The sequence below is a fragment of the Rhodococcus mengyinensis genome, from assembly GCF_048381435.1.
GTDB classification, from domain to species: domain Bacteria; phylum Actinomycetota; class Actinomycetes; order Mycobacteriales; family Mycobacteriaceae; genus Rhodococcus_F; species Rhodococcus_F opacus_D.
In genome coordinates, this window is the sequence record NZ_JBLWIT010000077.1 from 1 (window position 1) to 12,570 (window position 12,570).

Consider the following 12,570-nt stretch of genomic DNA (forward strand, 5'->3'; position numbering starts at 1 on the left):
CTGAGTTTCCGAGATTAGGGTCTCACCTGCGCTTTTATTCATCCCGTTCGATCCGGTCCCCCGCACCCCAACGAGGCTGGGGAGGTGGGGGTGTGCCCGACCCGCCGCCCACTCGCCTTCCCTCACCGCTCCATGTCATACCCACAGCATACCACCCCACCCCCCACGCAACCCAAAATAAGCGAAAACTCAAAACTCCCATATCTGTTGATCCACAATTGATTTAGAACCTTACAACTTGACATTTGTGCACAACACACGTAAATACTTACTCAACAACTAATTACCGAAACATATTGCCAATCAACAACTTTCAAAACGGCTCGAAACCGGACGAAACAGACACCCGCGCGCCCGCCGACACCCCAGCGCCGGGCACTCCCCCGGCACGTCGCCGGCACCCCCACATCACAAACCGGGGACATGGCATCACACCAGGTCACAACACCATTACAGCCAACGCGCAGCAGCACGTGCGCCGAGTGATCAGGGCCAACAAGATCGATCGAGATCGGCGCCGTCCTCGGCAGATACAAGAGGGCCAAACACCTGCACGTTCAGATATCACCGACACCGGTAAGAGCGTCACTCGCAGACAAGTCTGGATCGACGCCGCGGCTGCCCTCGACGGCATCTACGTGCTGCGCACCTCCGTACCCGCCGGCGAACTCGACCTCGCAGGGGTCATCACCGCCTCCATGAACCTCGCCCCGTCGAACGCTTCCGCAGAGTCAAGGCCGACGACCTGAACCTGCGCCCATCCACGGCCGGATCGGCTCGCACGTGTTGATCGCTCGCACGTGTTGATCGGCAGGCTCGCCGCCTACCTGACCTGGCATCTGGGCCCCGCTGACCTACACCGACGAAACCCCGCCCGCCCGCGAGGATCCCGTCACCCCGGCGACGGGATCAGCCGCCGCCAGCAGCAAGGCGGCCCGCAAGACCACCGCCGACGGCACCCTCGGGAAGCCCGCTCCTACCAGGGCCTGCTCGACCACCTGTCCGAGCTCACCCGCAACCAGGTCCGATTCACCGGCACCCGACCCTAACCATCGCCATGCTCGCCGAACCCACCCAAGACCTGTAACCAACGCAGTTGCAAAAGCGTGCGCTAGAACGGGTCGGGATTAAGGTGATCGGCGAGTGCGGCCAGCGCTGCACCTTCCTCCGCCGATCGTCGTGGTATTCGGCTCCGAATATCTTCAGCTGCAGCATGACTTACCGACCACGGAGCGGCTAACGAACTCGGCACAGGTTCGCTTTTGATACGTGCAACCCATTCCTCAATTTCCGTCATGCAGTCTGGCACCGGTTCAAGCACCTGCAGCGCGTCCTTCAACGATTGCGATGTGAGGGTGAGTCGATTGTCCGGGTCAAACCACAACCCATAGGCGAGACCAATTCGGTAGTCACGGGGCCAGGTATTGAGATCATCCGAAGCGAGACAGGGGTCAAGCCCATCGCCTCGTACGACGAACGTTCCTCGCATCACGCGCTGACCGACGGCAACTCCAATGCTGCGTTGGTGGTGCGGTTCGAGCGAGGACAGGTTGGCCGCGAGAAGCCGCTTCTGCAGGTCTCCTGCACGAAAGACTTTCGACTGCACCACCAGGTCGTCGATTAGCACCGTCGGGCGTCCGATAGCGAAGTAGCCAATTCGTCGCAACGCCCAGCGCGCCCACAGCAGTCCACCATCCAGCGCCAAGATCAACATCTCGGCATTTACCTCCGGCGTACGCGATCTTCCGTGTCCGCCGCCGTACGCATTTCTGATCTTCGCCAGATTTCTCGCGATCTTGCTCGCCTGCGTGGCTAAGTCACCGAACAGAGACGTATTGGCGAGCTGATGGCCAGGCTGTCCCGCCAACAATGTGTGCGCCCGATTGACAAGAGTGTCAAAGTCAGCCCTGGGATCGGCTGGGGTGCCGTCTATGTCGAGCACAACGCGGGAAATGCTCTCGACAAGGCATTTGATATCAGAGAGGGCCTGCGATACGTCGCCGGCATCGAGTGACCGACCCAGGCGATCAGCCTCACGGGCGATGCACGCCCAATGATCTTCCGGCAGGTGTTCCGGACGCTCAATGTCGAATCGTCTGTATGCATCGTCCACATCTACAGCATTGCAGTCAGCCGCCCGGGAGGGCTTGGCGGCCGTCACGTCACTTCCTTCGGGTCCCTGGCACCCGTAGGACACTGCGCCGCCACAGCACGGGTGGGGATCATCTTCGCTCATGAACTCCGCCTGGCGTCTGCAGCATCCCAGCACTCGATCGACGGCCTCCAAGGCGTCCTTCACAGCCCGCGGTTATCCGTGCTGAACCCGCATCGCCGGCGGCGGCGTTCCTGACCGGCCGGGAGACCGTCGATCGGCGACGCGGCGGATCGGCTGGGGTGAAATCCGACCTCGGGCGGCGCCTGGGCGCGCCTGAAAGCCCATATGGCGTATAGCTGCCATATGGGCTATAGGTTTTCACGGCGTGTTTGTTCCGATCCGTCTCTACCTGGCGATACAGCCTCCAGGAGGTAGATGACGATGATTCCGAGAACAGATCGGCCGGATCGGGATCCGCGAGTTTCGGTCCCGCCCCCGCCGCTAGTGAGTGAGCCGCCCAGTCATCAAAGGTCCTGGAGTTCCGCTACAGGCAGGATTGGCTGATTACTCGCTCTTCTCCCCGCGCAGGTGTCGCACCGTCCGCATTCTGTGTTGTCGTCGAGGTCTGGGTCGTCGAGTTGTCGACGAAGGAAAGCCATGCGGCAGCTATCGGTGTGCTGGTAGTCGATCATGGCCTGTTGCTCGGCGTTCCGAGCGTCCTCGAGTCCCTCGTAGCGTTCACGGTCGTACGTCCACCGTGCTCCAGTGTCGATCCACCCGGCGCGTACTCGCCGCACTACGCCGTCTACCTCGAGGACGCGCAGGACCATCTCCGTCCTCCGGCGATGAAGTTCGGTTTTCTCCGCTAGCGCCTTGATCGTGTGGGGCTTCTTCTTGTCGAGTGTGTCGAGTAGTCGCCGGACAACCTCTTCGCGGGGGAATGCGAGGGACCCGAAGTAGTCCCAGATTTCCTGGTCCTCTCGGCCCGGAAGCAGGATCACTTCCGCTCGGTCCGTGGCGCGGCCGGCGCGGCCGATCTGCTGGTAGTACGAGATCGGGGACGCTGGTGCGCCCACATGGATGACAAACCCGAGGTCGGGCTTGTCGAAGCCCATGCCCAATGCGGATGTCGCGACAAGTGCTTTCACTCTGTTGGCCAGAAGATCCGCTTCGAGCGCTACGCGCTTGTCGGCGTCGGTTCTCCCGGTGTAGACGCAAACACTGTGTCCGCGCTCCGAGAGTGCGGTCTCCAGTTCTCCGGCCGCGGCGATAGTCAGGGCGTAGATGATGCCCGAGCCCGGCAGGTCACCGAGCCGATCTGCCAGCCAGATGCCGCGGTCGACGTGATCGTCGAGGTGAGTTACGGACAGGTGCAGCGAGGGCCGGTCCAAACCGCCCCGCAGGACGATCGCGCCGTCGTTGCTGTCGCTGGCTCCGACGCCGAGCTGGGCGGCAACGTCGGCAATCACGCGGTCGTTGGCCGTGGCGGTGGTCGCTAGGACTGGAATGCCGTCCGGCAGCTGAGCGAGGAGGCCGGCGATGGCCCTGTACGAGGGCCGGAAGTCGTGCCCCCAGTCCGAGACACAGTGCGCCTCATCGATGACGACCAGGCCCGCGGTCGCGGCGAGGACTGGCAACACCTCCTCACGGAAGCGTGGATTGATCAGGCGCTCGGGGCTGATCAACAGCACATCGACCCGATCGGCGGCTATATCGGTGCGGATGCTCTCCCACTCGCTGAAGTTGTCGGAATTGATCGTGGCCGCGAGCACTCCCCCACGCTGCGCTGCTCCGACTTGGTTTCGCATCAAAGCCAGCAACGGTGACACGATCACCGTGGGGCCCATCTTTCGCGATCGCAGTAGCCTCGCGGCCACGAAATACACCGCAGACTTTCCCCACCCTGTCCGCTGCACCACCAGGGCACGTTTGCGGTGCACGACGAGCGCTTCGATAGCTGTCCATTGGTCTTGATGCAATGCCGCGTGCGGTCCTGCAATGTCGCGCAGCAGCTCTTCCGCGTGATCGCGAAGATTTACCGGCGGAGCCAGGGTGGGGACGTGTCGTTCTTGCTGGTCATCCACTTGTTTCCTCGTCATTCTGGGTTCTGGCGGGGGTCGCTACTGGGTGCAGTCGATGTGCACGGACAGGTAGACCCGGCCGGTGCCGTAGGGGGAGTTCCAGTCCTGCGGGGCCGCGGCGGTGGCGGCGATGTCGAGTTGGTCGGGCTGCGACCAGTCCACCGATCTCAGGCTGTCGAGGTACTTGTTCGTGGTGTCGATGTCGCCGGAGAGGCCCTGGTCGGTGTTCTCGACGGTCAGCACCTGCGACGGGTGTGAGGTCTTGATGATCCAGCCGTGGGGGGCGCTGATCTCGACGGCCAGGTCGTCTCCGTTGCCGAAGCATCGGGCGGTGACGTCTTCGGGTTTGGGTGTGGTGATCTCGTTGTCGGAGTGCTGTTCTCCCCAGCCGATGATGATGCTGCCGAGGTCGTCGCTGGAATCGGTGACGACGGTGCCGCTTTGAGATGCGGACACACTGGCCGCGGCGCGGCCGTCGTCGCCGCCGCACGCGGTCAGCGCAGCCAACGCGCCCACGGCCACGGCGGTGGCGGCTGCGGATCTGCGGATGTGGTGCACGCTCATCTGTTGGTCCTCTCCGGGATCGCGAAGGCGGCCGGCACGTGGCCGGCCGCCTCGATGCGTGTGACGGTGTTTAGGTGATGACGTCGACGAACCAGCGGCCGTCGATCTGTTTGGTGGTGATGGTCTGGGTGAACTGGGTCGCTGGTTGACCGGGGCGCATCTCGGAGAGGACCACCGAGTAGTGGCCGCCGGAGATGGTGATGGTGCGCAGGCAGTAGTTGGTTCCGATCGGGACGGTGTCGATGCCGGCCTGGATCTTCTCCGGTGCCGGGAGCGGCGAGTCCGGTGCGGCGAGGGCGCGGGCGGCCTGTCCGGATCGGGTCACGTAGTAGGCGTGTTCGAACGCGGCGATCACCCCTTCCCCGCTCTTCTGGTCTCCGCGGTCGGTGCGGCACTCGTCGCCGACGTCACTGGCGGCTGTGGGGCTTTGTGCGGCCTCGGGCGCCTGTGTGGGGGCGGGAGTGACCAGCTCGTCGAGTGCGGCCGCCGACGGGGCTGCTGGCGTGGTTGTTGCGGACTCGTCGGGCTGCAGGACACTCCAGCCGACGGCACTGGCCGCGGCGATGGCCACCGCGGCGGCGACGGCGATTTTCTTGCCGCCTGGAAGGGCCACCTTGCGTGCTCGTTTCGGTGGGGTCGGGTGCTGCGCTGGTGCGGTCAGGTCGGCGCGGCCGCCGGGCGACGCGGTCGTGCTGCGTCGGCCCGGCGTCGCCGTGGTGGTGGGTGCGGCCCCGAGAGTGTCGATCACTGCCGGATGCCGGGTCGAGTTGCGCGGTGTGATGCTCGGCCGGTTCACGGCCACCACCTCTTTCCTGGTTAGGCTGCGGCGTTCTCGAAGGTCGACAGGAGCGTGTTGACCTCGTTCGGCATGGCGGTGCGCAGGTCGGCACTGGCCTCGAGGAGCTGGTTGCCGCCGGGCTGTTCGGCCACCCAGGAGGCGGCCTGTGCCCCGGCGTCCTGGACCTGGTCGACGGCCGGGGTGGCGGCCGGTGCGGCCTGTTCCGCCCAGTCGGTGGCCTGCTCGAGGACTGCGCTGCCGGTGGAGCTGGCGGTGGCGGTGTCGGCGAACTGTGCTGCGGCCTGGGTGTTCTGCTCGACGAATGCGGCCGCCGGCTCCAGGTCGATCACCGGGGCGGGCTCGGGAGCGGGCGCCGGGGCGGACTCGACTGCCGGGGCCTCGGGGGCCGGTGCCGGGGCGGGTTCGGGTGCCTCGCCCATGTTCTCGCCTGCGCCGTATGCGGCGCCGATGGCACCACCGATAGCGCCACCGACTGCGGCACCGGCAACAGCAGCCGGGAGCCCGACGGCTGCGGCGCCACTTGCAGCACCGATACCCGCACCGGCGGCGCCGCCGGCGACCGCGCCGGGAACCGCGCCGACGATGGGCACCGTAATCGCGCCGACCGGTCCCATGATCGATACTCCTGCGACCGTGCCGATGACCGCGCCACCGGCGGCACCGAGAGTTGCGGCGGGCACACCGGCGACGACCGCACCGGTTGCCGCACCGAGGACGACACCGGCAGTGGCGCCTGCCGCGATCCGGTCCGAGCGGGTCGTCTCGATGCCGAGCGAGTTGAAGAACGTCGCACCCTGAGCTTCGAGAATGGACGAGGTGTTGTTGAGCTTGTCCGCCTCCTCCCGGGGGAGCCAGTCGGGCCGCGGGCCGCTGAGTGCGCCGAAGCGGTAGGTGTCGGGGGCCGCCTGGATCGGGGCGACGGGCTTGCCCGGCTCGGGGGCAGGTTCCGGTGCCCGGTACGCCTCCGGGACCACTTGCTCGTCGGACTCTGCCGACGGCTCCGGGGCGTAGTAGTAGGTGGGCTCGTTGTAGGTGGGCACCGAACGGGTCGGAGCGTTCTGGTACTCCACCGGGATCGGGATGTAGGTGTCCCAATCCTCGGTCGTGCCACCGCCGTTGTCGGCTTCCTGTGCGGGCGCGGCGGGCTCGGGGGTGGGGGTGTTGACGCCGGCCTGGCCGCCCTCGTTGGTCACGCCGGCCTGGCCGCCGTTGTCGGTGATTCCGGCCTGACCGGGTGCGGCGTTCGCCGAGGGGGCGAGGGACAGACCCGCGGCGATGCAGGCGGCCACGACCGCCGCGGTGGCTCCGATCGGGGCGCTGTGCTTACGGTGCCGGCCGATCTGTCGGCGTGCGGCGCGGTTATCGGAAGTGCTCATCTCGGTTGCTGCCTTTCGTGAATGACGGGAGATTCGGGGGCGGAGAGAGACCTGGGCGGGGCGGGTGCGAGGGTGGCCGGATCAGCGCGCGGCGGTCATCAGTTCGACGACGGTCGCGGCGATCACGGTCAGCGACGTCGTGGTGGCGGGACGGAGTCTGGCGGGGACGATGCGTTCACCGGAGGCGAACAACGGCTCGAAGGGCATCCGCAACACCGGCACTGCGTATTTGCAGAACGCCTCGACGGCGTCGTGTTCGACGATCGGCGCATCGCCCGGACCGTCGGTGATGACGACGATCGTGCGGTTGAGAACGTCGCTGCCCGTGGCGGACAGGTGCTGCAGCAACCGTTCGGCGGACGAGGCGGCGTCGAAGCGCAGCGGGGCCGGGATAACGAGCACGTCGGCGGCCGAGATCGCCCACTGCCAGCTGCCGGCGAGGGGGTTGTTGCCGGTGTCGGCAACGAGGATGTCGCGGTGCTGGGCGAGGATGTCGGCCAGTTTTGCGGCGTCGTCGTAGCTCAGTCCCGACTCCGCGCCTCGGCGGCCGGCGACGATGTCTTCACCGGACGGCTGGCGGGTCATGTATCGCGACAGTGCCGATGGCCGGATCGCGGCCGCGGCATCGGTGTGGGCGGCCAGCAGTCCGACCACATCGCGCCCCTCGGTGGGAGGAACACCGACCCGATCGGCGAGGCTGCCGCCGATCTCGGCGAGATCCGCGCACGCGACCGTGCTGCCGCCGCGCACGGTCGCCAGCATCTGGGCCAGGGCCACCGCAAACGGAGTCTTGCCGACCCCGCCCTTGCAGTTGGCCACGGTCACGACCGAGAAGTCGGGAATCGGGCTGATGATCGTCGCTTCGGATGCGCGCAGCCGCATCTCGGCCGAGTTTGCCTTCGGAGAAAGGCTGAGACCGAGGACCGCGTTGAGCCGGCCGCGCATCCCCAGACGCGCGGGTTCCCCGGCGCCCGGGGTGACCTCGGGCGCCACCAGCGCCGAAACCGCCAGGCGGGGCGTGCTGGCTGCGGGGCCGCGCGGGCGGCCCTCGTCGGGGGCCCGGCGAGCCGAGTGGCCGATGGGCTCGACCGTGACACTGACCGGCTCGGGAACGGCGTCTTCATACGGTTCCAGGATGGCTGGCGCAGTGGGCACCACGGGTTCGATGGGGCCGGTCGGGGCGGACCGCGACGCGGTGCCGTCGGGTGAGACCGTGATCTGGGTTGAACGTCCCGAACGCTGCACCGCGACCTCCACCGGGCCGCCCGCTTCCATCGCACGCGCCTGGCTGTACTCGTAGATGCGGTTTTGGATCGGCTTCCCGTCGGTGGCGACGATCTCCTCGTCGGTCCCCGCGATACGCGCGGTGGTATCCGAGAGGATCTCGACAGTGAATGCGTTCACGGGGGTCACCCTCCGAATGCGCCGACGGACAGCTCGGAGTCCATCTCGGCCACGGTTTTGTCGGCGTTGTCGAGCGCGGCGAGTGCGTCGGTGCGGGCCTGACCGTCCGGGAGCACCTCGATGATCTGGCGGCGCAACGTGACTGCGGCCTTGAACTCGTCGAGCCGGGAGCGGGTGAGTTCCTGGTCGTCGGAGAGCTTGGGCAGCCAGGTCGGCACCGCGTCCTTGAGAACCCTGCGCAGTTCGGTGATCACAGGGTCGTTTCCGCCCTTCGTCGCGAACGGCTCCCGCAGGATCGTGACGTCCTCGGTGGTGGGGGTGATGGACTGGGAGATGCGGCGGCTCATGACTGGGTCCTCCTGGTGTGGGCTGTGCGATGAATAGCGGGTGGGTGAGGTTCAGAGGCGCGGGGCGGTGATCGGCCCGAGAAGGCCGCCGATCGTGCCCCCGGCGAGGGCCGCTGCGCCGGCCACGGAAATCCCTGGCACTGCTGCGGTGAAGGCACCGCCGGGGGCATACCGGTGGGTGTCGGATGCTTCGTCGTGGCGTGGGAGGCCGAGGACTGTGTCGAGGACTGTGCAGATGTCGTGGGCGTCGGTCTTGTCGGTCATTGCGATTCCTTTCGTTTGAGGCTCTGTGGGCGTGTCAGACGGTCGTGAGGACCTGGTCGGGTTCGGGAAGGAACACCACGTCGGTGGGGCCGTAGTGGACGTTGGTTTTCAGTCGCCCGCCGGTGCCGATCGACAGCGTCGTTTCGAGGACGTCACCGGTGTCCTTGTCGCGGATGACGGTGACCGCGTCGACGGTCACCGGAACCTCGTTGCCCTGGTCGTCGTCGAGGAGGATGACCATCCCCTCGGTGACGGCCGAGGCCGGGATCGCGTCAGCAGGGCTGTCACCGAGCACGACCGGCTCGAGAACATCCCCGCGCTCGCGCGCCAGCTGTGCCAGAACTCGTTCGGATTCGACGAAATCGCGCAGTTCCTTCGAGTAGAACTGCAACGTCGGCGGCTCGACTGGGGTCAGTCCTCGCACGATCGCCTTTTCTGCCTCCGAGAGCTGGTTCCATTTGTTCGGGTGCGGGTCGACGTTCGGGGTCCACCACATCTGCGCATCCACCGGGGATCCGTCGAGTGAGGTGACCACGCCGCGGCCGGGGACGGAGGTGTCGACCTCGCGGCCAACCGTGGAGTCGCCCCACATCATCAGCGCACCATCCTGGGAGAGGTGACCGAGGCTCATGCGGGTGCCGAAGTTGTCACGGGCATTACCGGAGGCACCACCAAACAGCGAGGCGTCCGGGCGTTGCACCCCGAGCAGCAGGCGGATGCCGGCCGAACGGGCGAGGACAGCGAGGTCCGCCCACGCGCCGAGCGGATCGAGTTCTTTGAGCAGTGCACGGGTTTCGTCGTCACCCGTCTTGGCTAGCGCCTGCCACTTCCCGGAGAGGATGAAGAACTCGTCGAGCACCGCGATCATCAACGGCAGCTGGGACGGTTCGATCTTCTTCACGTGCACGTACCGGTTACGGGCCATCATCTCCGCGTGCAGGGCGCGCACCAGCATCGCCGCGCGGACAAAGTCGTAGACGATCGCAGCACACCCGGGGTAGCCCTCGAGACCGTCGAGTTCGATCATCTTCGGATCGACCCCGAGGAACGGGATACCGCGGCGAGCCGCCTCGGTGAGCAGAGTGCGGATCACCGAGGTCTTGCCGCCCCCGGTCGGGCCGACGATCAACGCGTGCGGCTTGTTCGACTTCGTCGAGACATCCCAGAACAGACTCAGGTCGCCGGCCCCGGTCGCGTACGGCAGGTGGCGCAGGTTCTCGTCGACCAACTCGAGCGGGTGATCGACACGGGTGGGCAGCGGCGCCCGCAGCCGCATCACCAAGAACCCTTCGGACGGGGTCCACTGGGTGGCCCAGGTACGGCCCGACTCGTGGTCACCGGCAAGGGAGGCGAGCGCTTCCTCGACCTTGGTCTGGAAGCCGCGTGCCCCACTGTTGAGCGAGGGAGTGAAGGTGATCATGTAGCCGGTCTCGAGACCGTTCTCGTCGCGGGTGTCGACGGTGACGACCGGGTCCTTGAGCGGGCCATCTTTGAGTGCCAGCTCGAGCGCCTTGTGACGCGCCGAGCGGGTGTCCGCCTCGGTCAGTTTGCGGGTAATCAGAATCCGGTCGCGGTGCGCGTCATGGCGGACGGTGTAGGTGTACTTCCCGGTGCGCGACCCAGCCGATCCGCGGACTGCGGCGGTGAATTCGTCCATCTCCTTCGGGCGGATGATCGCACCGCGCGGCAGCTTGATCTTCGCGGTCCGCAACGTGCCGATGCCGGGCGGGAACGGCACGCTTACTTTGACCGGCAGGTGCCGGGTGGTCTGGCGGATCTGAGCCTCGAGCATCACCCGCTGGCGGTGGCCACGGAACCGGGCGATGTCGACTGCGGACCAGGCTGCGCCGAGGAGTGCGAGCGGCAGCGTGTGCTCGTGGAGTGCGGCGAGGATCTCGCCCATAACGTTGACCGTCTCGACGACGGGGGTCTCCGCCAATTCGGGTGCGTAGAAGGCGAGGCCGGCAGCGGCTACCGGAATGGGGGCGAAGGTCCGGTAGGGGGCGACGGCGGGCTTCGCCGCGGCCGCCTGCTCGGCGCGAGCGTTGCGACTGCCCGGTCCCGGACCGAACAGCTCGACGAGGAAGTCCTTCAGCGGATCTCGCTGCGCCATCGCCTCGCTCCTCTCGTCGTGTCGAGCCCGGTGCCTGTGTGGTCGGGCGTTGTGGATGTGCACCTTGGCAGGACTGCACGGTTTGGCTCAACCAGCCCTGTGGATAACTTTTTGTGCCCGTTCGGAGGGCCTGGTTGCGGCACCGTTGTGGAGGGTCGTTGCGGTGCGTGCGCTGGATGTGTCGGGGTCTCTGAGGCATCCACGCCGGAGCCCGTGTCCGGGACCTCGAAGCGACCATGCGGAGGTGGTCTCGGAGAGCCTCTGGGGACGGTGTCCACGACCCCCTTTTTCGAGGGCCGTGGCGGACCCTCCGAGACGGCTCGCGCGGACCGTCAGCGAAGCGTCCGAACGAGGGTGCGGAAACCACTCTCACGGGTGGTGCGCGGTGGCCCGAAACGGTGTCCTCTGGGGCTGCCGGGCTGGCCGCTGGGCGTCGTCATCGAGCCGCTGATCGACCCCGCTGCCTGTGCCCCTTCCGACCGTCTCGCACAGCCTCTGAGCTGCACTCTCCGAAATGGGTTGGCGCGGCGGGATTTCCAAAGGTACACTCCCCCCTAGGCCCGAAGGGCCGGGGGGAGTGACCCCGAAGGGGAGGGCGTTTTCGCCCCTCTTTCGAAGCGGTCCGAAGCACCCCCTGTGGCGCCGCCTGATTGCACTCCTCTGAGCCAGGCCTTCTCATCGCTCGCTGACCCCCTGTCTCGGAACCCCGTCCGGGCCTAGCTCACGCCGCGCTGCCGGCACGGTCTCCCTCACCTCGTCAGCGCTTGTGGCGCAGGCCCTTTTCCGGAGTCCGAAACGAACAGCGGACAAGACCCCTGCGCAGCGTGTGCCGATGCACCACGGAAGACCCCCGCGAAGGCACCCCCTCGAGCATCGCCGTCATCGGGGTGTGTCACCGTGCACGCCGCGGGCCAACACACGGGCCTCGCGGAGGAGGCCAAGCCGTGACGATCTTCCGCCCCGGTTCGGGTGTCGTCGCCCACTCAGCGAAGGCTGTTGCCCGGCCGGCCTTGCCGACGGCCTGAGCGGGGTCCGTTGCGAACCGGTCTCCGACGGGCGCTTCCACCCGGATCGGGCCCTGGTGTCGATGCCCGGGACAAAGTTATCCACAAGGCTGGTTGAGAACTTTCGGTCACTTCTCCTACGGTCTCGCGCAACCACATTCGTGGCATCGGTTCGCAACCTGTTGGAGAGGCATCATGTTCGCTATCGCTTCCACCGTCGTCGACTTGTCGAACGCGGCGGCCCACCCCCTGCACGGGCCCGACGTCACAACCCTCGCCCAGGAAGCCGAGGTGAAGACCGACAACCTCCAGGCATGGATCAAGAACAACGTGGTCTTCACGATCCTGATCGTGCTCGCCTGCGTCGTCCTGACCGGCGGTCTACGCGGGAACTTGTCGAAGGTCTTCACAGTCGGCGGTCTGGGCTTGGTGGGGCTGGCCTATGTGGGGATCGCCTCCTCGCAAACCGCGGCCACCGGAATCGGCAATTTCCTCCTCGGCCTCGTCGGAATCAACGCCTGAT

Annotated in this window: 11 protein-coding genes and 1 pseudogene; 3 read left to right on the top strand and 9 right to left on the bottom strand. The window is 66.6% G+C overall.

Features of this window, described 5'->3' with window-relative positions; all coding sequences use genetic code 11:
• Positions 1 to 296 precede the first annotated feature (296 nt).
• Positions 297 to 749 (top strand): hypothetical protein, encoded by a 453-nt coding sequence (locus ACNJ7E_RS14785; protein WP_418340222.1) that lies wholly within the window; start codon positions 297 to 299, stop codon positions 747 to 749.
• 51 nt (positions 750 to 800) lie between these two features.
• Positions 801 to 1,049 (top strand): hypothetical protein, encoded by a 249-nt coding sequence (locus tag ACNJ7E_RS14790; protein WP_418340223.1) that lies wholly within the window; start codon positions 801 to 803, stop codon positions 1,047 to 1,049.
• Positions 1,050 to 1,111: 62 nt separating this feature from the next.
• Here the strand turns inward: ACNJ7E_RS14790 and ACNJ7E_RS14795 are convergent, their stop codons facing one another.
• The 9 genes and pseudogenes from ACNJ7E_RS14795 to ACNJ7E_RS14835 form a co-directional block, all read right to left on the bottom strand.
• Positions 1,112 to 2,161 carry an abortive infection family protein gene (locus ACNJ7E_RS14795; RefSeq protein ID WP_418340224.1) on the bottom strand — a complete coding sequence of 350 codons (1,050 nt, stop codon included), beginning with the start codon at positions 2,159 to 2,161 and terminating at the stop codon, positions 1,112 to 1,114.
• Positions 2,162 to 2,667: 506 nt separating this feature from the next.
• Positions 2,668 to 4,194, bottom strand: a pseudogene (locus ACNJ7E_RS14800) (RecQ family ATP-dependent DNA helicase); the annotation flags it as partial.
• 21 nt (positions 4,195 to 4,215) lie between these two features.
• Positions 4,216 to 4,740, bottom strand: a complete 525-nt coding sequence (locus tag ACNJ7E_RS14805) for a hypothetical protein (RefSeq protein ID WP_418340225.1) — start codon at positions 4,738 to 4,740, stop codon at positions 4,216 to 4,218.
• 70 nt (positions 4,741 to 4,810) lie between these two features.
• Positions 4,811 to 5,536: a DUF8176 domain-containing protein gene (locus tag ACNJ7E_RS14810; RefSeq protein ID WP_418340226.1), complete on the bottom strand. Its 726-nt coding sequence runs from the start codon at positions 5,534 to 5,536 to the stop codon at positions 4,811 to 4,813.
• A gap of 20 nt (positions 5,537 to 5,556) precedes the next feature.
• A complete protein-coding gene (locus ACNJ7E_RS14815) occupies positions 5,557 to 6,915 on the bottom strand; it encodes a hypothetical protein (RefSeq protein ID WP_418340227.1) in 1,359 nt (452 codons plus the stop codon).
• Positions 6,916 to 6,996: 81 nt separating this feature from the next.
• Positions 6,997 to 8,319, bottom strand: coding sequence for a nucleotide-binding protein (locus tag ACNJ7E_RS14820; RefSeq protein WP_418340228.1), 1,323 nt, complete (start codon positions 8,317 to 8,319; stop codon positions 6,997 to 6,999).
• A 5-nt stretch (positions 8,320 to 8,324) separates the two neighbouring features.
• Positions 8,325 to 8,666, bottom strand: a complete 342-nt coding sequence (locus ACNJ7E_RS14825) for a hypothetical protein (RefSeq protein WP_095866426.1) — start codon at positions 8,664 to 8,666, stop codon at positions 8,325 to 8,327.
• Positions 8,667 to 8,717: 51 nt separating this feature from the next.
• The gene (locus ACNJ7E_RS14830) at positions 8,718 to 8,930 is read right to left on the bottom strand and encodes a hypothetical protein (protein WP_418340229.1); all 213 of its coding nucleotides are present in this window, start codon (positions 8,928 to 8,930) and stop codon (positions 8,718 to 8,720) included.
• Between the two features lie 34 nt (positions 8,931 to 8,964).
• Positions 8,965 to 11,043, bottom strand: a complete 2,079-nt coding sequence (locus tag ACNJ7E_RS14835; RefSeq protein ID WP_418340230.1) for an FtsK/SpoIIIE domain-containing protein — start codon at positions 11,041 to 11,043, stop codon at positions 8,965 to 8,967.
• Positions 11,044 to 12,242: 1,199 nt separating this feature from the next.
• On the opposite strand from ACNJ7E_RS14835, the gene ACNJ7E_RS14840 reads away from it, so the two are divergent.
• Positions 12,243 to 12,569, top strand: coding sequence for a hypothetical protein (locus ACNJ7E_RS14840; protein ID WP_418340231.1), 327 nt, complete (start codon positions 12,243 to 12,245; stop codon positions 12,567 to 12,569).
• Position 12,570 lies beyond the last annotated feature (1 nt).

Coding starts and splice junctions, on each gene's coding strand:
- ACNJ7E_RS14805 (WP_418340225.1), bottom strand. CDS start 4,740: ATGAGCGTGCACCACATCCGCAGATCCGCAGCCGCCACCGCCGTGGCC.
- ACNJ7E_RS14815 (WP_418340227.1), bottom strand. CDS start 6,915: ATGAGCACTTCCGATAACCGCGCCGCACGCCGACAGATCGGCCGGCAC.
- ACNJ7E_RS14825 (WP_095866426.1), bottom strand. CDS start 8,666: ATGAGCCGCCGCATCTCCCAGTCCATCACCCCCACCACCGAGGACGTC.
- ACNJ7E_RS14830 (WP_418340229.1), bottom strand. CDS start 8,930: ATGACCGACAAGACCGACGCCCACGACATCTGCACAGTCCTCGACACA.
- ACNJ7E_RS14835 (WP_418340230.1), bottom strand. CDS start 11,043: ATGGCGCAGCGAGATCCGCTGAAGGACTTCCTCGTCGAGCTGTTCGGT.
- ACNJ7E_RS14840 (WP_418340231.1), top strand. CDS start 12,243: ATGTTCGCTATCGCTTCCACCGTCGTCGACTTGTCGAACGCGGCGGCC.